Source organism: Wolbachia endosymbiont (group A) of Andrena fulva (genome assembly GCF_964026815.1).
Taxonomy (GTDB): domain Bacteria; phylum Pseudomonadota; class Alphaproteobacteria; order Rickettsiales; family Anaplasmataceae; genus Wolbachia; species Wolbachia pipientis.
On the sequence record NZ_OZ034701.1, the window covers coordinates 1,188,526 to 1,206,805 of the forward strand.

Annotated in this window: 21 protein-coding genes and 3 pseudogenes; 7 read left to right on the top strand and 17 right to left on the bottom strand. The window is 34.0% G+C overall.

The window, feature by feature from the left end:
* Complete coding sequence (locus AAGD84_RS06000; RefSeq protein ID WP_265017731.1) at positions 1-1,404, bottom strand: hypothetical protein; 1,404 nt, start codon at positions 1,402-1,404, stop codon at positions 1-3.
* A 326-nt stretch (positions 1,405-1,730) separates the two neighbouring features.
* Between AAGD84_RS06000 and AAGD84_RS06005 the strand changes: the two are divergent.
* A pseudogene (locus tag AAGD84_RS06005) lies at positions 1,731-2,515 on the top strand (IS5 family transposase).
* Positions 2,516-2,523: 8 nt separating this feature from the next.
* Here the strand turns inward: AAGD84_RS06005 and AAGD84_RS06010 are convergent.
* From AAGD84_RS06010 to AAGD84_RS06020, 3 genes and pseudogenes are all read right to left on the bottom strand, one after another.
* Positions 2,524-2,712: pseudogene (locus AAGD84_RS06010) on the bottom strand (transposase); the annotation flags it as partial.
* A 20-nt stretch (positions 2,713-2,732) separates the two neighbouring features.
* Positions 2,733-3,254 (bottom strand): pyrimidine dimer DNA glycosylase/endonuclease V, encoded by a 522-nt coding sequence (locus tag AAGD84_RS06015; protein ID WP_065095448.1) that lies wholly within the window; start codon positions 3,252-3,254, stop codon positions 2,733-2,735.
* 20 nt (positions 3,255-3,274) lie between these two features.
* Positions 3,275-4,171, bottom strand: coding sequence for an Rpn family recombination-promoting nuclease/putative transposase (locus AAGD84_RS06020; RefSeq protein WP_264328549.1), 897 nt, complete (start codon positions 4,169-4,171; stop codon positions 3,275-3,277).
* A gap of 97 nt (positions 4,172-4,268) precedes the next feature.
* Between AAGD84_RS06020 and AAGD84_RS06025 the strand changes: the two genes are divergently transcribed.
* Together AAGD84_RS06025 and AAGD84_RS06030 are read left to right on the top strand one after the other, a co-directional pair.
* Positions 4,269-5,198, top strand: coding sequence for a helix-turn-helix domain-containing protein (locus AAGD84_RS06025; RefSeq protein ID WP_065095428.1), 930 nt, complete (start codon positions 4,269-4,271; stop codon positions 5,196-5,198).
* 49 nt (positions 5,199-5,247) lie between these two features.
* The gene (locus AAGD84_RS06030; protein WP_065095427.1) at positions 5,248-6,159 is read left to right on the top strand and encodes a helix-turn-helix domain-containing protein; all 912 of its coding nucleotides are present in this window, start codon (positions 5,248-5,250) and stop codon (positions 6,157-6,159) included.
* Between the two features lie 92 nt (positions 6,160-6,251).
* On the opposite strand, the gene AAGD84_RS06035 is transcribed toward AAGD84_RS06030, so the two are convergent.
* The 12 genes and pseudogenes from AAGD84_RS06035 to AAGD84_RS06090 form a co-directional block, all read right to left on the bottom strand.
* Positions 6,252-6,836: a hypothetical protein gene (locus tag AAGD84_RS06035; RefSeq protein ID WP_065095426.1), complete on the bottom strand. Its 585-nt coding sequence runs from the start codon at positions 6,834-6,836 to the stop codon at positions 6,252-6,254.
* An 11-nt stretch (positions 6,837-6,847) separates the two neighbouring features.
* The gene (locus AAGD84_RS06040; protein WP_065095425.1) at positions 6,848-7,765 is read right to left on the bottom strand and encodes a patatin-like phospholipase family protein; all 918 of its coding nucleotides are present in this window, start codon (positions 7,763-7,765) and stop codon (positions 6,848-6,850) included.
* Between the two features lie 27 nt (positions 7,766-7,792).
* Positions 7,793-8,026, bottom strand: coding sequence for a hypothetical protein (locus AAGD84_RS06045; RefSeq protein ID WP_065095424.1), 234 nt, complete (start codon positions 8,024-8,026; stop codon positions 7,793-7,795).
* A gap of 60 nt (positions 8,027-8,086) precedes the next feature.
* Positions 8,087-8,552, bottom strand: a pseudogene (locus AAGD84_RS06050) (ankyrin repeat domain-containing protein).
* An 81-nt stretch (positions 8,553-8,633) separates the two neighbouring features.
* Positions 8,634-9,578 carry a contractile injection system protein, VgrG/Pvc8 family gene (locus AAGD84_RS06055; RefSeq protein ID WP_065095423.1) on the bottom strand — a complete coding sequence of 315 codons (945 nt, stop codon included), beginning with the start codon at positions 9,576-9,578 and terminating at the stop codon, positions 8,634-8,636.
* Positions 9,579-9,788, bottom strand: a complete 210-nt coding sequence (locus AAGD84_RS06060; protein ID WP_065095422.1) for a tail protein X — start codon at positions 9,786-9,788, stop codon at positions 9,579-9,581.
* The gene (locus tag AAGD84_RS06065; protein ID WP_065095495.1) at positions 9,785-10,132 is read right to left on the bottom strand and encodes a phage tail protein; all 348 of its coding nucleotides are present in this window, start codon (positions 10,130-10,132) and stop codon (positions 9,785-9,787) included. The genes AAGD84_RS06060 and AAGD84_RS06065 overlap by 4 nt, the downstream gene beginning before the upstream one ends.
* Positions 10,132-12,432, bottom strand: a complete 2,301-nt coding sequence (locus AAGD84_RS06070) for a phage tail tape measure protein (RefSeq protein ID WP_065095402.1) — start codon at positions 12,430-12,432, stop codon at positions 10,132-10,134. Before AAGD84_RS06070 ends, AAGD84_RS06065 begins: the two co-directional genes overlap by 1 nt.
* Positions 12,433-12,532: 100 nt before the next feature.
* On the bottom strand, positions 12,533-12,790 hold the full coding sequence (locus AAGD84_RS06075) for a phage tail assembly protein (protein WP_065095401.1): 258 nt from the start codon (positions 12,788-12,790) through the stop codon (positions 12,533-12,535).
* Positions 12,791-12,934: 144 nt separating this feature from the next.
* The gene (locus tag AAGD84_RS06080; RefSeq protein WP_065095400.1) at positions 12,935-13,225 is read right to left on the bottom strand and encodes a type II toxin-antitoxin system RelE family toxin; all 291 of its coding nucleotides are present in this window, start codon (positions 13,223-13,225) and stop codon (positions 12,935-12,937) included.
* Positions 13,201-13,437, bottom strand: coding sequence for a hypothetical protein (locus tag AAGD84_RS06085; protein ID WP_065095399.1), 237 nt, complete (start codon positions 13,435-13,437; stop codon positions 13,201-13,203). The genes AAGD84_RS06080 and AAGD84_RS06085 overlap by 25 nt, the downstream gene beginning before the upstream one ends.
* Before the next feature lie 122 nt (positions 13,438-13,559).
* Positions 13,560-14,066 carry a phage major tail tube protein gene (locus tag AAGD84_RS06090; RefSeq protein WP_065095398.1) on the bottom strand — a complete coding sequence of 169 codons (507 nt, stop codon included), beginning with the start codon at positions 14,064-14,066 and terminating at the stop codon, positions 13,560-13,562.
* A gap of 117 nt (positions 14,067-14,183) precedes the next feature.
* Between AAGD84_RS06090 and AAGD84_RS06095 the strand changes: the two genes are divergently transcribed.
* Positions 14,184-15,043 (top strand): IS630 family transposase gene (locus AAGD84_RS06095; RefSeq protein WP_264705388.1). Its coding sequence is split into 2 segments (ribosomal slippage): positions 14,184-14,508 and positions 14,508-15,043, totalling 861 coding nucleotides; the frame shifts between segments, so codons are not numbered across the junction.
* A gap of 140 nt (positions 15,044-15,183) precedes the next feature.
* A complete protein-coding gene (locus AAGD84_RS06100) occupies positions 15,184-16,131 on the top strand; it encodes a hypothetical protein (RefSeq protein WP_264722914.1) in 948 nt (315 codons plus the stop codon).
* Here the strand turns inward: AAGD84_RS06100 and miaA are convergent.
* Entirely contained in the window at positions 16,128-17,012 is an 885-nt protein-coding gene (gene miaA, locus AAGD84_RS06105) for a tRNA (adenosine(37)-N6)-dimethylallyltransferase MiaA (protein ID WP_264722915.1), read from the bottom strand. The genes AAGD84_RS06100 and miaA overlap by 4 nt on opposite strands.
* A 75-nt stretch (positions 17,013-17,087) precedes the next feature.
* Here miaA and AAGD84_RS06110 point away from each other — a divergent pair, with 75 nt between their 5' ends.
* Both AAGD84_RS06110 and AAGD84_RS06115 read left to right on the top strand, forming a co-directional pair.
* Positions 17,088-17,558: a hypothetical protein gene (locus AAGD84_RS06110; protein WP_010082479.1), complete on the top strand. Its 471-nt coding sequence runs from the start codon at positions 17,088-17,090 to the stop codon at positions 17,556-17,558.
* A gap of 118 nt (positions 17,559-17,676) precedes the next feature.
* On the top strand, positions 17,677-18,264 hold the full coding sequence (locus AAGD84_RS06115; protein WP_264722916.1) for an L-threonylcarbamoyladenylate synthase: 588 nt from the start codon (positions 17,677-17,679) through the stop codon (positions 18,262-18,264).
* Positions 18,265-18,280 lie beyond the last annotated feature (16 nt).

An 18,280-nucleotide genomic window follows, 5' to 3' on the forward strand; every position in this document is an offset into this window, starting at 1 on the left:
CTAATTATAACTACGACTAGCCACACCACTAACACCAGCACTTTCTAACACGGTCTGTGGATCACTGAAACCACTACCTTCAGGAGACAAATGCACAGACTTCCCTAGCTGAGAAAATAACCCCTCTGCTAACTTGCTATAGTCGATGCCATCTTTCATACCTGACACATAAACCGTTTTTAGATCATTAGTGATACCATCTTTAAATAATTTAAAATCCTTATCTGAACAAAAATCTTTGACAAATTGCAAAATTTCCAGTATTTCACGCTTCTTTACAACGTTACTACTGCTATTATCACGTTGCCAATCAACAATTAACCCTGCAAGCACATCTGTTATCGGATCTATGTTCTTGGAAAATTTAACCACAGCTTTTTTATGCTCATCAAAAAGATCGCATTTCCAAAGATTCACAATAATCATTCTTGCCTTAATTTGAATATCTATTTCAGGATCTTCTAACATCAAATTTGAAAGCGAGGAAAGGAGAAACGCGTAACCACAATGTGAAAGTATTTTCTTCTCCTCAGACACTAAAACTTTTTCCTGAGACAAGTGCTTTACTACATATTGAACTGTATCAACGAACCCGCACTGTATTAATGTGTTAAGAGGTTGATACATAACTCCTTTGCCTTTATTTGATAACTCAAGTAATAATTTATGCTTTATTGGATCAGTGATTATTTCATGCAGAAGAAAATCTAAAACGGTAGCAACATTATGGTTAGCTTGAATAGCAGATAAATTAGCAACAGCTTTAACCATCAGGTTATCAATCTTTTCCTTTCCTTCCTGATTTATACGACGATAGAAGTATTCTACTCCTTCACTCCACTTGAATTCCACAGCTTTATTAAAACCCTCTACTGCATTATCATGCTTTTTAAATTCTCCAGATTTTTTATCAATCCAAAAGCTAAGTACAGGATCTTCACTATTCATAGCATTTAACAATTCATTTCTGACATATTTGCGGTTGTTAGTTGCAGGCCTGCCATTATCATCTACTTCTTCGGAAGAGAAGCCACTTTTGTAAGACTCAAGTTGCTTCTGAAATAGTGGATGAATTTTATCTGTCATACAGTACCTACAAGCCATATTGTATCTGCAAAGTGGATTCTTTACTTCATCTATTTCTTCTTCAGTTAACATTCTTCCTAGAGTAGCAGTGTTTAACCTTGCACTTGACCAACAATTCTCATCACGAAATACGTTATATAAGAACTGTAATTCATCATCTTTTAGATATTCTACCTCTCTAGTGTAGGTTTTTACCCATTTTTCAATAGCTAAACGCCTTCCGGCAGCAATATTAGAATCTGGATGTTTAATGATATTCTGCAATTTCTTAAGTATTGTAGCATGGCGATCTGTCCATCTTGGCATTGTATCCTCCATATAGAAATATTTACTGCATTATGCAAAAGTTAGAATCAAATAGCAACACTAAAATTATCAAGGACAAGAAAAATTTTATGAAAAATATTTTTTATATTTAAATATCATCTATTTTGCGCTTAACTGATGCGTAGAATTAGTGAGAAAATCAAATAGGCCATAGCGAGAATAGCGGAAGAGTTAGATGTAGGCTTTAATATATTAGACTAATGGATAAAGAAGTATAATAAGTTGAAAAGAGCTCTAAGGGAGTTACAGTACTTAGAACCTGTACATGATCTCAAGAAAGGAATAAACTAAGAGATAATGTATATAAGTTAGGATATATGAGGAGTTTATACCCAAGTGATATAAGTCGGGAAAGATTTGAGATTATGTTACCAGATCTAGAGTCCTGTAGAAAAAAAACAAAACCAAGAAAACTTGATTTGTATGATGTATTTTGTGGAGTGTTATACGTTCTGAAAAGTGGTTGTCAGTGGAGAATGCTACCAAAAGAGTTTCCAAAATGGCGCAATTGTTACGACTATTTTAAGAAGTGGAGTGAAAAACCAGATGCAGATAAAGAAAGTGTTCTGGAGCTGGTGTTAAAAAAAAATAGTTGGCGTGGTCCGACAAAACAATGGTCGGAAAGAAAAAACCAGCTTCTGCATAATTGATGCACAGAGTGTAAAAAATGCAGATACTGCTGAAGAAAAAGGCTATGATGCAGGCAAAAAGATTTCAGGAATAAAACGCCATATTGAAGTAGATACGCAAGCATGCAATTTATATAACAACAGCAGAGATAACTGACCGTAGCAGTGCTGTGAGAATGGTCGAAAATGCAAAAGAAAACCTCTCGGGAGTTAAAAATGTACTGGTTGATGCAGGCTATACTGGAGAGAATTTTGCAACTCAAATAAAAACGATTATTGGTGCAACCGTTGAAGTGATAAAAAGAAATGAATTACATTCCTTTGTTGTATTGCCCAAAAGATGGGTTGTGGAGCGATCTTTTGCTTGGTTAGAAAAATGTAGAAGATTGTGGAAAAATTGTGAGCGAAAACTCAATACTAGCCTACAAATGGTCGTTCTGGCTTTCACTGCCTTACTTCTGAAAAGATTATGAACAGGCTCTTAGGCTTTTTCCTTAGGTTTTGAAATTTCAGCTTTAGGAAGACCGGTAGACTCAGCTATTAATTCAACAGATACACCTGCTTTAAGTAGGTTTTTTGCAACTTCAATTTCTCTTTCTTTTCTACCTTGCTCTTCCCCAATTTGGATGCCTTCCTCCCTGCCTTTTTCATGGCCGATTTGGATAGCTTCTCTATTTATGACTGATCAGACTATAGCATTCTGTCTAGCAACCAATCTGGTGCTTCTCTGCCTTTTTCCCACTTGGCAAACTTCATCTTTTCTTTTAAGTAATACTCTCTATAGGCTTCTATTGGATTACTACATTTATATCGATCAGGTAACGCTTGTGTAAAAGCTTGTATATCAGCTGATTGAAAAATTAGCAAATCCTTATTATTATCACACCAATCTATAACTTCTTCAGATTTATGCGTTCTTTTATATCGCCAGGTGTACTCTTTACATAATTCTTTTCCATATCCTATCAACCAATTAAAGTTTCCTTTTGAGTGTCTAGCCCATAGAGAACAAGGGTGGTTTTTGTGAGTAAGTTTATATGGAACTTCTATATTTTGGTTTGTGATACTGACAAAAGGATTTGGCGCTTTTAATGCGATTGAAAAAACACTACTAAGTAATTGAGCAGTTTCTAATGGCATTTTCACTATGTGCTTATCGCATAACATTCGTGCTGCAATTACTGGGTTTTCATCTAGTACAAAGATGTTCATCTAGGTGTCAAAAGATAAAATCAGATTAAGTCTTTGACTTCGTTAACTGTAAGACCAGTAGTTTGAGCTATAATATCAATAGAAACACCTGCTTTTAGTAGATTCTTTGCGACCTCAATTTTCTCTGCTTTTCTGCCTTTTTCATGTCCGATAAGGATGCCTTCTTCTCTACCTTTTTCAGTAGCATCATCAAGTTTTTGAGCGAGGACAGCCTGTTCATCACGAATACGCTTGATTTCTTGTTCATAGGCAATGAATTCTTTTTCTGACCAGTTAAATCTATTTAATTCTTCATACGCTCTTTTAATTATTAGATCACTTCCTATTATTCTCTCTAGCTCTTCTTCACTAGTTTCATCTGCATATCTAAAGAAGTAGACCCATTTTTCAACTATACTTGAAAGCTGATCTTCTTTGGTTTTTGGAAATTTAGGCAACTCAATAAATATAAAATAAAAATCTTTAAGATCGTGTTCATTAGTGTCTTCATCGCGAATAGTGTGCTTTGATTTATACTCAGACTTATCAGGAAATAAAATACAATCTGCTATAGCAATAAAGATAATTTCCTTAAGGTCATGATATTGATCGCCTTTGTCAGCCTGTCTTGAATAGGCTTTAGCAGCATAGTATTGAGCACGTTTTTCAAAGCCCTTAGTTTTAGCGACCTGCATTTCGACTATGACTTGCAGCCCATTTTCATCCCTACAAAGAACATCAACAATGCTTTGTTTTTTAGAAGCAATATCAGGGTCTTGAATAGTACTTAAAAACTCTATATCCTGTATTGCACTTTTGCCAGTGAAGCCAAGAATATCATTAAGAAAGTGAATAAGGATATCTTTATTTTTTTCAGTGCCAAAGATGCGCTTGAACGATATATCATTTTTTGGATCGAGAAACTTCGAAAGAGCCATGACGGGTTAACCTAGAAAACATTAATAATTATACACAATTTTGAAGAAATGTTCAACAATTTTGATTTATGTTAACCTGTATAATATTTATTTCTGTATGGCAAAGCATACTACTACTATCTCTCTAAGATACCAAATAGCACAAAAAGTAAGAAACTGGAGGTTAAAGCGAGGATATACTCAAAGAGATTTAGCGGGAAAAATCGGAGTAACGTATCAAATAGTACTACAATATGAAAAAGGAACACGAAAAATTTCAATTGGGAAGTTATACGCTATGGCAGAGGTATTATCAATTAATATTAAGGATCTTATTCCTGTATCAAATGAAAAAATCTGTTTTGAAGATGAGGGAGAGGAAATATTAGATTTAGTAAGGAAATATAAAAAGATTAATGATCAAGAGTTACGTAGGATGTTTTGTTTATTAACCAAATTTGTTCAAGTTAGTGAGAAAAGTAGTAGAAAATCGGAAAAAATAAAAATTGCAAATGGTCTGGTTAAAGCAGGAATTTCTGTTGATATTGTTTCACAAGCAATTGGCCTCTCTGCTGATGAATGTATTGAAGAAAAAACAGGTTCTATCTACTACAAAATAGGAAAGAAGATAAAAGAATGGAGGCTAGTGAGAGAGTATACTCAAAAAGATTTAGCAGAGAAAATGAATACAACACGTCATGAAATAAGCAACTATGAACAAGGAAGGACTGCTGTTCCACTTGATAAATTATATGAAATGGCAGAAGCGTTATCGATTAATATTACAGATCTACTAATAGAGAAAGATGAAGGTAGTACAGTGGAAAATGAGCTGCTTGATTTGATTAAAGAATACAAAGAAATTGAGAGCCAAGAACTACGTAATGCACTAATAAAATCTCTGTTTGAGGGAATACGTATTTGTGAGGAGAAAGTGAGAGAGATAGAAAGGATTAAAGTTGCAAAGGATCTAGTAAAAGGGGGAATTTCTATTGATATTATTTTGCAAGCGGTAGGTTTATCTATTGATATGGTTTTAGATGGATAGCTCGTAAAAAAATTATAGCAATAAAGTTTTTTCTTAAATGGAGGTATATATGTTTATTTCTGCAAGTAATGTTAGTCCTATAAGCTACAAAATAGGGCAAAAAATAGAAGAGTGTAGATTAATGCAAAGGTGTACTCAAGCAGAGTTGGCAAGTAAGATCGGGCTAGCATATCAAGAAGTAAACAGCTATGAACAGGGATATATCGTTATTCCAATTGAAGTACTATATATAATAGCAAGAGTATTATCAGTTGATGCTGTAGATCTATTACCTAAACCAATAACAGTAAGAGAGCATGAAGATGAAGACGAAGAAATACTCTATCTAACAAAAATATACGAGAGTCAAAAGTTAGGCAAAATAGTACCTTCATTAGTCAGGTTTGTTCATATTAGCGAAAAAATTAATCAGGAAGAAGCAAAGTTGGAAATAGCAAAAAATCTAGTAAAAGAAGGAGTTTCAGTTGACATAATTTCCCAAGCAACCGGCTTATCTATTTACGAGTATAATGATACAGAACAAGAAATTTACACTGATTCTATATATTACAGAATAGGGCAAAGAATAAGAGAATGGAGATTGATAAGAAGATATACTCAAAAAGATTTGGCGGATAAAATTGATTTAACGCTCAAGGAAATACACGAATATGAAAAAGGATATACTGCCATCTCATTTGATAAATTATATGAAATAGCAAGAGCATTATCAGTGAATATTAAAGTTCTACTGCCTAAAACAAGAGAAAGCAAAAAGCTATTGAGTTTAATGGATGAGTACAGAGAACAAGAATCATTAGATGCATTAGTCAAATCTCTATCTGAAGATATGAAAAGCGGCAAGGAAAAAGTTAAAAAAGCAGAGAAAATCAAGATTGCAAAAGATCTAGTTAAGGCAGGTATTGCGATTGAGATTATTGTGCGAGCAAGTGGTCTAACTGTTGATGAGTTGAGTGAGTGATGAAGTAACAACTTGAATTCTGGATTAAAAACAGAGGTACTCAGAAATAATATATTAAGATATAAGCAAAAGTAATTGTTTATTTAATAAATCTATTTACCATCTCTGAAAATTTGCTTAGATTTCGCTTGTTCAACAGATACCTCTTCTAGTTTTTCTGGCTCATCTTCGGATCTTACTGCTAATTTGCGTTGTTTGATAACTTTCTTTAACGTCTTCACAGCTATAAAATTAATACTGAAAACACATGCAGAAGTTACCGCTAATGCTGGCAAGGGAGCTAAACTGAATGTTGGTAAAATTGCCACGATTGTAGCAGATGTTAGTAAAAATGCTAGTCTTTTGCTCCCGATTATCTTGTTTTTCTTGGACTTTATGGGGTTTAGGCTTTTTATTTTCCCTTTTAGCTTTTTGAAGCCTTTTTTGAATATGTTACCCTTTTTCAGCTCTTTTTCTACGGGTTTTATTTTAAAGCTTTTTATTTTTTCTTTTATTCCTTTTTTATCTTTTTTTACTTTAGAGGTCTTCTCCATCAACTTTAGAGGTTGCTCATGTAGCGGTTTTGGCTTATCGTTTGAAGTTTTAGCTTCTTGGCCCTTAGTATGTTTTTCGGACGAAACTATGTTTTTTAAACCTTTCTTTGCTTTGTGGTATAATTTTTTTAGTTTGCTTGGCATTTTTATGTAAATTAAGATACGATATCGCAAAATTTATCGATTACTTTTTGATTACCTTCTATCATTGCATTTGCCTCCTGCTGAAGAGATTTGATATTTTTTGATGTAATATTATCCATGTCAGGTGATGCTATTTTTAGTTGCGATTGTATGCGTATATATTTATCAGCTATAACTTGATTAAGTTGATAGTTTACTGCATCTAAACTTGAAGAAAACATCACATTCAGTAGTGGCTTGATCCATCCTATTTTTCCAAATCTCCTTGAATTAGCTATGCTTCTATCTGTTCTACCAGTACCTAGTGATAACAGTATAATCTCATCATTTGGAAACAATTTCTTACCACTTGCATATGCACAAGCCGCAGGATTATTGGCAAACACCCCGCCATCCACTAATACTCTATCTATCTGGTCAATTTTTAGATGTTTTGGTATGAAATAAGTAGGTGCAGCCGTTGCAGCTCTGAGTGCATCTTTCAGCTTAATAGTACCTTCTTTCCAGCTTTTAAAGAAAAATGGGCAATTATTCTGAATGTCGTAACTGGTAAGCAGTACATTATTTAAAGTGTTTTGTAGAGTATCATCACCAAAATATTTGTCCAATACAAATTCAATATTTTTATATGGGTATTGTGCACAGTTAAACCAAGATAATATTGATCGCCTAAAAAATGAAGACTTGAAAATATATGGTCCATACTTTTGGTAAAGCTCAACTAAATCATTGGCTGAATATTGAGGGTTTCCTTGTTTATCTTTTTTACATAATCCTGCTACAACAATTCCACCGGTTGAGGTCCCTGCCATAAGATCAAAGATTTCTGCTACCTTTTTTCTTGATCTTTTTTCTATTTCTGCTAGTATTATGGCTGGTATTATTCCTCTTATGCCTCCGCCGTCAACGGATAAAATATATTTAGTCATTGTGAAATGAAAATTTAGATAAAGATGTTAAGATTTAATTTTCCCGCTTAAGACTTGTAATTTAAACTCATCAAGTTCCTCAGAAAGATTTTTTACCCGTTCTTCCAGACGATATACCGTAACGGTCAATCCGTTGTTCTGCTCTATAAATTTATCATGAATGTGAACCCGTAAATCCAGCTTGGCAAGCCACCAAATTGTTGCTATGGTCTGTATTACCATCGTTACTATTACTGTGATTGGAATCTTTTGATTCTGCATGTTTCTCCTAACTGTGTAATAAAAAACTTTCAACTACTTCTCGTTTCCAGTTACGAAATATTACCGATCAGACTCGTGTTTCTTTTCAGCATTATAGAGCAAGTGTATAATTTCATCGTATGGTTTATCTTTATTATGCCGCGATCTTAGTACAGCTACATCTCTTGGGTTTTTTCCATCTGTGTCTCTAATGTTAGGGTTTGCGCCTTTTTCTAACAAAAATTTAATTATCTCTAGGTTACCTTTGTATGAAGCTGCATGTAATGCTGTCCATCTTTCATATTTTTCTGTGTTTATATCAACTCCTTTTTCTATTAAAAATTTAACAATCTCCAAACATCCTGCACCAGATGCATAATGTAATGCTGTTAATTCGGGAATCTGTGTATTAATATCTAATAGATTATTTGCTGAAAATTTTACAGTCTCTAAGTTACAATTTTCAGATGCAATCCGCAGTATTGTTTTATAATTGTCTGTCGCTTTTGCTTTCGTATAGCAATAGGTAATATACTACTGTTGCTATAAACCACCAAAAGTGTAGCTTATTTCTTGCTCATGTTTAACACTTTTCTTAACATTGAATATTTATTTTACTGATTTTCGTTTAACATTTACTGATAGATGCTGATAATGCAGTGCGATAACCTGAACCATCTAACAAATGTTCTGCTCTGTCAATTATCCATTCACCGTCTATATCTTGATGAAATTCTAATAAGCTAAGTTTCGCCTCTGCAAATAGTTCTGGATTACCAGGCATAGTGATATCCAACACTGCATTATTTCGCTTGAGTTGTTTAATTTTAGCATTTGCTGCACTTAGTGCTGATTCTGCATTCGAATAAAGCGTTTGTATAATATAACTTGGACTACCAGAGCCAACTGTTTCTGATATAGTTGCACCTTTTTCATAGCTATGCCATTTTGCAATCACTGAGTTGTACCTGCTTACGGTAAAATGCACTTTCCAATTTATCGTGTCTTGAGGTCTAATAGCTGTTGTTCCTAAAGCTTTTCCAGTTGCCGATTTTGCTTTGCCTTTTGGAATAAAAAGTATATATCCGCCAGCTAGCTTTGCCATTGCTTCACGCTCTGTTGCGATCTTTGTTAACAGACTTATATCACTTTCTTCTATTTGGTTAATATGTGGAATCAACACACTTGCAAATTCTTCTGCAACTCTGCATCCATATCCGTGCTTTTCTGCTATTTCCTTAACCAAGTTACCCAGAGTAATTTGATGCCATTCTTTTGATACTTTCTCCTTTAATGATAGTCTTAAATTTGTTGCATGAGCCTTTATTAGTAAGGTTTTAGGTGGACTCTGCACCGTAATTTCATTAACTGTATATATACCCATAGGTACTACTCCAGTTTCTCTGTAACCCAGAGCGATATTTAATTCATTCGGAACATTTAAGTTTTCATCTCTGTAATCAACATGTACTTCAACTATATCATCTATAGTTCCAGATTCATCGGTAAGGCGTAACGATATAACTCTATCTCTAATTGATTCACATTTATCTATTACAAAATCTGGCTGCATTTATTCCCACACCTTTAATTTTGACTTTTGTACTGTTTTCTGAATAGCAGAAAGCTTTATCTTTAATCCTGCTGGCAAAAAGCTTCCATATTCTGCCAAACCTAAGTTCTCTGCTAGTGCTAATTCCACTACTCCATCCGTAAATCCGTAATGTTTCCAGCAAATCAGATCTAGCATTTCTCCTTCTTTGGTTAAGTAATATATAGTCATCTATAGCTCTTCAAACTCAAACTAAACTCAACTTTTCTTGGTAGTCCATTAGGTAAAAAATACATCTGCTTTTCTTCTAACCTAGTAATTACAAATTGTCCTAAAATATTACCTAAACTATCTACTAAAACATGTGGTTTTTCAGCTTCTTTCATATTCTTTAGTTGATTTAGCCCGTTGAGATTATGCAGATGAATCGTTCCTTCTAAATCTATATTTTCTATATCTTGGCCGATATTTTGTAATAGTGGCGTATTTTCAATACACTCAATCGTGCTCCAACGATTTTCTCTGTTATACTTTAAACTTGTAGGAGCAAATTTATACGGACCAAGAGATAACATCAATAAAATGTCTCTACCGTATCAAATAAAACATCACGTGACTTTTCTCTTATCCTTTTTATTACTTCATCTGCAAGGCTACGGATATCTTGATTTGGCTCTGCTTTAATGCTGATAGTGTAATTATTAGTGATGTTCTGAGTTTTATTTTGTTCTTTATTTTCAAATTTACTCCTTGCAAAGTCAGCAAGTATCTTATCGTTTTCTGTGGACTTTTTCTCCTCAATAAGGCTTTTGCTTCTAAAGCTATTCTGATTTCTATTGGAAAATTCTTTAATTATACTGTTACCTAGCAAAGGATTTCCACTATTGAGAATATTACTCTTTAGGGGAGTATGTACTGCTTTTATTTCAGTAACAATACTTTTTCTTTTTTCAAATTCTTTCAGTGGACTATTTTCAGCAAATATGCTACTAACTGTATCTCCTATCCATGAAAAAGCTTTCCCTATAGGTTTAATGAGTGATTTCCAAAAGCTAGAGAAAAAGTCTTTTACCTTTTGCCAGTTAGTGATAACAAGAGCTGCACCAGTGATAAGACTTGCTATTAAAAGTCCAACTGGGTTACTCATTACAGCGAGCGTTACTGCTCTTAGTCCTGTTATTACTGCAGGAAAAACTGTAGCTGATAAAAATGAAAATGTTGCAATTATTTTTGTCCTTAAACCGAGAACTGTACTTGCTAAAAAAGTAAATCCATAACCTAAGCCCACTACTAAGATTTTCAAACTTATTAAAGCTGCTATAGTTCCCATGATTGCTGTAGTTAAGGTTGGATATTTTTCTGCAAATAAAGCTATGCTCCTAGTTTTTTCTTGTAAAAATTCGGCTATAGATTTTAAAGTAGGCAGCATTACTGAACCCAGATTCATACCAACTTCAGCTATTGAATTTCGAAGAAGTCGTAATTTATTGGCTGTAGTGTCTGCACGATTTTTAAATTCTTTTTGCAGAGAGCTTCCATACTTTTCTGTATTAGCCAATAACTTTATTGCATCTTCGTATTTATTAAAACTTCCAGCTAATAATGCAATATCATCTTGATATTCCTGACCGAAAAGTTTCATAAGGACTGTAGAACGTTCCTGGTTATCCATTTTCTTTAGAGTTTGAAAAAAGTAGAGTAACGCTTCTTCGCCGTTTTCGCTTATTCTTTGTACTATTTCTTCTGCAGTTATTCCCATTTGCTCTAATGCTGCTTTAAAATCCCCTCCTTGTTCTTCAGCAGTCTGAAGTTTACTAAGTAGAGCATTTATAGCAGTTGCAGCTTTTTCAGGTGTTTTACCTAAGCTAATGAAAGCATTTGCTAAACTACTTGTTTTCTCGATATCCAAACCAAACTGCTTTGCAGTACCACCAACTATTGCTAGAGCTTCAACCATATCTCTTGCTTTAGCAGCAGTGTTATCTGATAAGTGGTTGATCACATTACCAACATGTTCCATTCTACTAACATCAATTCCATAAACGTTAGAGAGTTTAGCTATAGAATCACCTGCTTGCTCTGCAGACATATCAAATGCTGTAGACATTTTTGCCACTGTTTCTGTAAACATAAAAAGATCTTCTTTCTTGATACCAAGTTGACCACCGCTTGCAGCTATTTGTGCCAGTTCTGCCGCTGATAATGGTATAGTATGTGACATCTCTTTCAACTTCTTGGCAAATTTAGTTGCTTCATCCGTTCCTTTTTTAAAATCTACCACTTTTGTAACATCAGCCATAGCACTTTCAAAGTCAATCGCAACTTTAACTGGAGCTGCAAGCGTTAGCCCTAGTCCAATAGTCTCTATAATTTGTAACTTAAAATGTGCTTTACTTGCTAAAACATTTTGGTGACTACGTATTGCAGATCCAAGCTTACCATACTTACCTTTTAGTACTTCAATAGAAGAACCAAGTTTATATTGATCACTTACTAATGACTTAATATTTCTTCCACTTTTCCTTACTTCTTCATTGAATGAATGCAAGGCATCTCTCTTTCTTAAGTATGCCTCTTTTGCTTTTGTTGCAGAAAACTTAGCTTTATCAAACTCAGCTTTTAAAGTTTTGCTCGGTTTCTCTATCGCTTTCATTTGTTTAGCTAAAGATTTTACTTGATCTTCAAAGCCCTTCCATGATCTCCTGCTAGTCAAAACATCACTACCCAACTGCTTAAACTTTGATACTGATTTTAAAGATGAATCAAGCTTTCTTATATTCTCACCAAGACGAGTAAGTTGACTACTACTTCCCTTTATTACAGTACTGAAACTGCCATCCAAGATTGCTCCGATTTTTATAGATAACGTTGACATTTCGCTGCTTCATTCCATAGGATAAATTCATTAATTTCCATTTCAAGTAAAGGCTCAATTCCACTACCAATAATAGAACTAAGCGTGATTACTTCTGACCTCAAGTCTTTTGGATAATTGGTGAAAAAAAATCTTTTAATACTTCTTGCACTTTCACATAGTCTGCAATATCTAACTCTTCAATCGCTTCTTTTGCAACTAATGTCAGATTGGCAGTCAAAGTTACTTCCTTACTCAGATCACTACCATTAAGTCTCTCAATAGCTAGATAATCTCTAACTTTTGGACGTCTAATGGTAAGTTCTGAGACAGAAATACCATCAACTGTTATTGGGTTATTAAGTGTTATAGCTTGCATATTTCTCCTTAAAAAGTTAATTAAATAAAAGTCTGCTTGGCTTTTACATAACTAATTTTTTTATTATGATTGTGGTTCTATTACGCTTGTGCTTTATTGAAGTCCATTTTTCTAAATTTTTTCAATAAAAAAGTTAAAATATATTTAATGTCTACGCAGTATCTTTCTAGCCTTCTCGTAAATTGTATCTCTATGTCCTATTGTAACTATGGTTACTTCATATTTTGCAGTGTTGACATGATATATAGTACGGTAATCACCAACCCTTAGTCTTCTGCATCCCTTAAGACTATGGTGTAGCACTTCACCAAGATTAATAGGATCAACTGTAAGCCGCTCTTTTATTGCACTTATAACCCTTGATCTTACTGTTTTCGGAAGACTTGGGAGATCTCTTTCGAGAGCACTGTCTAGGAAGATAATAGTGTATCCCAATCTACGTCCTCACTTTTAGTCTTTTTTGCACCTTCAATATCATACTCATCAGCAACTGCAGATAATAAAATGTCCTCCTCTTCAAGCTCAATTGCTTCCCTGATTAACCTTTCTGCCAGTTCTTGAGCAGGCTGCTTAGTGAGCTTGGCCAGTTCAGCAAGATGCTGTGAAGTTTCTTTGCTAAGAGCTACATTAGTTCCAAGATTTGCCATATACTTTACTAAAATCCACCACTATGATTATTTTATAATGTTTTTCTAAACTTTTCAATAAAAAAAGCGTTCAAAATATATGCTTTATATTTTAGCATTTTTGTTTAATTTTATCAACCATATCAAATCCCTAAAACCGTTTGTAGAAAGGCCATCTGATCAACACCATTTATCTTTCTAATCATATTTTCAGCATCGATTTCTATTAATTCATTACCACCGATAGTAAGTTTATAGTAATGGGCAGCTACAGTGCATTTGAGAGTTGCTTTTTCAGCAGGTTTCCAGTTACCAAAGTCAAATTCTTTAAAAATGCCTCTTAAATTGATTATTACTGCTTCAATATCATTACTTCCACTACCTTGCATTCCACCTCTGAGCGTCAAAGATACCGAATTTCCATTTATCAACCCAAATAGCCGAAAGAGCTCTGTATCGTATTCAGAAAAAGTAAAGTCTGCTTCTAATTTCTCCATGCCCATGTCAATATTTATTGGAATATCCATACCACCAGCTCTATATTCATCTGTTTTTATGGTAAGTTTTGGCAAGGTTATTTCATCTATTTTTCCTGCATAACCCCGGCCATCAACAAATACGTTAAAATTTCTCAGTATTTTCGGTAACACTTTACTTTCTCCTAACTTATTACACTATTATTTACAAGATGAGACCTGAATATTATAGCTCTTTCCATAAAAGTCCGGATGTGATAGGATAAGGGTAGATGATGATAAGGAGGTTGAATGCCAGCAGCATATAGTTATGATTTAAGAAAAAAAGCAATGGAAGCGCTAGACGAAGGAGAAAGCAGAGAAACAGTGGCAGCAAGATTTAAGATTGGACGAACTACTTTATGGGAGTGGCAGCAAAGAAGAAAAGAAACAGGAGACTTTCAATCAAAAAAACTTGGAAATGGGGGTTACAATCACAAAATTACCGACTGGGATACCTTTGCCAAATTTGCCAGAGAACACGGAGGAAAGACTCTATCGGAAATGGCTAAACTTTGGAACAACGTTAGTATCCAAACGATCTATCGAGCCCTTAAAAAAATTGGATTTACGCGCAAAAAAAGACATATGGATACAAGGAAAGAAACGAAGAAAAACGTGCTGAATTTTTGAAAATTATAGCGACAAAAGAACCTAAAAACTTAGTGTATATAGATGAGTCTGGCATTGATAACACCGAAGACTACCCCTACGGATATTGCCAGAAAGGACAGCGGTTTTATGCCTTAAAATCTGGAAAGAAAACTCAACGAATCAGTATGGTTGCAGCCTTAAGTGGAAGAAAGATAGTTGTTCCGTTAACCTTTGAAGGCCACTGTAATATGGATGTTTTTAATGGATGGTTTGAGCAATTTTTGACACCGATCTTGGAACCTGGACAGACTGTCATTCTTGACAATGCTACTTTTCATAAGTCTGATAAGATTATCGAGCTTGCTAAAGGGGTTGGTGCAGAAATTTTGTATCTGCCGCCTTATTCTCCAGATTTCAACAAAATTGAGCATCATTGGTTTGCTATAAAAAACAGAGCCAGGAAAAACATTCCTCTATTCGAATCCTTTCGTCGTGCTGTTGATTCTGCCTTCCTATGACCTGTTCGGACTATTATGAGAAATGCTATACCCCTAACTATATTTGCTGTCATAGAACTTGCGTTTATATAAAGTATTTTATTGACTTATTAATCATTTTCATGTATTATTATACAGTAGTCTATATTGAGGTACTAATAATGAGTAGCCCTATATCAGAAGAAAAGGAAAATCCAATAGTTACACTAAGAGCTCAAGCAGAAAAGTTTGATTTTAGTAAGTTAAGAGCTGATGAAAAGGATATCTCAGCGAACTCTGGTAAACAGATGTATGAGGATTTTGACAGAATGAATTTTGTTATTAACAAGAAAAATATAGACACAATTTTGATTAAAGCACTAATAAATAGAGATAAAGAAGAATTTGACAAATTTTGGGAAAAGTATTGCGAAGGTCTGAAGGTTTCTAATGATAAAGAAACTGATCGGTATAAAGAGGAAGTTGAAAAATTCTACAATATAGGTAAAGGATATACTAACCTATTACCGAAAGAAGAAGATGAAAATAAGAGTTATCGTGCGTTTGCAAAAGAAGTTTTTAAGGAAATATTTAAATATGCTGAAGCTCAAGTTCCAAGTGATTCTATTTTGGAAGAACTGGTTATCAATTGTAATCAAGCAGGGTACGTAGGTGCATTATACGCTGAAGATAAACCTCTTTTTCATGTAGCTATGGCATATGAGTTAGTTTTCGGTTCTAGTCATACAACACATATTAATTGTAGTGATCCAAGTCATGCAACAATCAGAATTGAAGAAAAAATTGCAGTTTGCACTTTAGCAAAATCAGAAGAAGAATTATGTAAATTGGATAGCTCGCTAGAATTCACACTTAAGTCTCAAGGTGATAAAAATGTAACATATGAAGATGGTAAATTGTCACTTACTGTTCCTAAGAGACTGAAGGACTATAATATAGGTGATAAAAACTTGTTTGACGTTATAAAAGAGTGTTTTCAGAAATTTTGCGAGAGGCTTGGATTTTTTAAAATAAAAATAGAGCATGGTTTAGGCAATCCACTAGAAGTAAGCGACCATCTGGAAAATATGGAACCCCCTATTCATAGTAATGAGCACGGCCTGAATTAAAATATCTTGAGCTTGTTTGCACAATCAATCACTTCAGCATTTAGAAATTGGTTTTTAAACCAGGTATACTGACGTTTCGCGTAGTGTCTTGTGTTTGTTTGAGCAATTTGTATCGCTTCGTCTAAAGTAATCTCACCTTTCAAGTACTTTATAATTTCTGGCACTCCGTGTGCTTTCATAGCTGGCAAATGTGGGGCTAGGTTCATGCTAAGTAGCTTTTTTACTTCATCAATTGCTCCATTTTCAATCATTGTAATGAAACGAGAATTTATTTTTCGGTATACATCTTCACGTTTAGGCAGAATTGTATATATCTTAAAATTATTGAATAAAGGAGGCTGTCTATTCTCTTGCCATACAAAAATTGACTTGCCAGTTTCAGTGATAACTTCAAGTGCCCTTGAAAGGCGGTGCGAGTCATTCATGAACACTTTACCTTGAATCCTTGGATCTTTGCTTAGCGCTAATTTGTAAAACTCCTCTTTACTTAAATTTTTCCTTAATTCGCTTACATTTTTCCTCACTTCCTGACTTATTTGTGGCATTGATGATAAGCCTTTGATTAAACTGCTAATATAGAGCCCACTTCCTCCAGTGATGATAGGTATTTGAGCATTTTCTAATGCGTGATTAACTTCTTTTTCTAAATCCTCTAACCATAGACCCACGGAATAATTTTCTTTTGCTGAAACATAACCATATAGTTTATAAAATTCTTCTTGCTTTGGCGGTTGAGCAGTAATTATGGGAATTTCTTCATATACCTGCTTTGAATCACAATTTATTATACTAATATTTCCATATTTTTCTATCAGGTTATCGCATAATTCTGATTTACCTGAGGCCGTAATTCCTGTAATAATTACTATATTATTTTTCATTTATATTAATTTAATTAACATATGATAAAGTGTAGTAAAAGTTTGGATTCTACAATCTAAAGTTTGGAGATTTTTATGGCAGAAAACAACGACAATAATTCATTTACTAAGCGTTTCACAAACAGGACTCCTGGCGGTACAGGGGAAGGTTTTTCCAGTAAGTATTCGTCTCAAAACACCAAAGAACGGGCATTAGGGGAAAAAGGAAAAATTTCTGAATTAGCAGGCAAAAAAACCGAATCCAAGGAAGCTTTTTCTGAAAGTGGCGGCATAAAAAGTAAAAGCAGAACTGTCAATGAAAGATCTTTTGCTGATGCAACAAAAAGAAGTAGGTCAGATCTTATATACTTAGTCCGTGGTAAAGATCGTGGAAAATCAGCGTGGCATTATGTATTAGTTGATAAAGAGAAAAGAGAAATGTTTCTAGCAAAAAGCAGAACTGGCTCTATAGATGTTGCAGACTATGGAGAGATTTTGTATTCAGGATGGGGAGAGGATCCACCACAGGCAATAATTGATAAAGTCAATGAAGAGTTTGGGTTGTAGCAAATCTGCATAACAAATGGTAAGCTGCGTTGCATTACGTTTACAAAAACTAGCAGTTACTATATAAGATACAGTGCAACAAAACTGATCTAGTTGTTATGAATAAGTTTTTAGCTATATGGTATCTAAAATAATAAATGCAATACAGAACAATTTATTAGTGTGTTTTCCAACAGAAACAGTGTATGCTCTTGCTTGTAATGTACTAGATAATGAATCTATAGGAAAAATATATCAGATAAAGAAACGCTCTCAAAATAAACCACTGTCTATATTTGTTAGTGATATTTACAATTTGACAAAAATAGCAAAGGTAAAGGAAAGATATATTGATTTAATAAACCACTTTTCTCCTGGACCAATTACCTATATTTTACCACTTAAAAACAACAACATATTGCCAAACGAATTCTTTAAAGATAGTATAGGTATCAGAATTCCTGAGCATCCTATTGCAATTTCAATACTAAACAAACTGAAAGTTCCAATAGTTGCAACTAGTACAAATATTTCAGGAAAAGAAAGTGTATGTAAGGCAAACGATATACCACAATCCATTAAGCAACATTTATCTGTAGTGATTGAAGATGACGAACTAGTTTCTGGTATAGAATCTACTATTATTGACTTAACCGAAGATAAGATTAAGGTTTTAAGGGAAGGTGCAATTTCATTACAAACAGTAAACAACGCATTTTCAAACTAAAATCTATAGGAGAAAG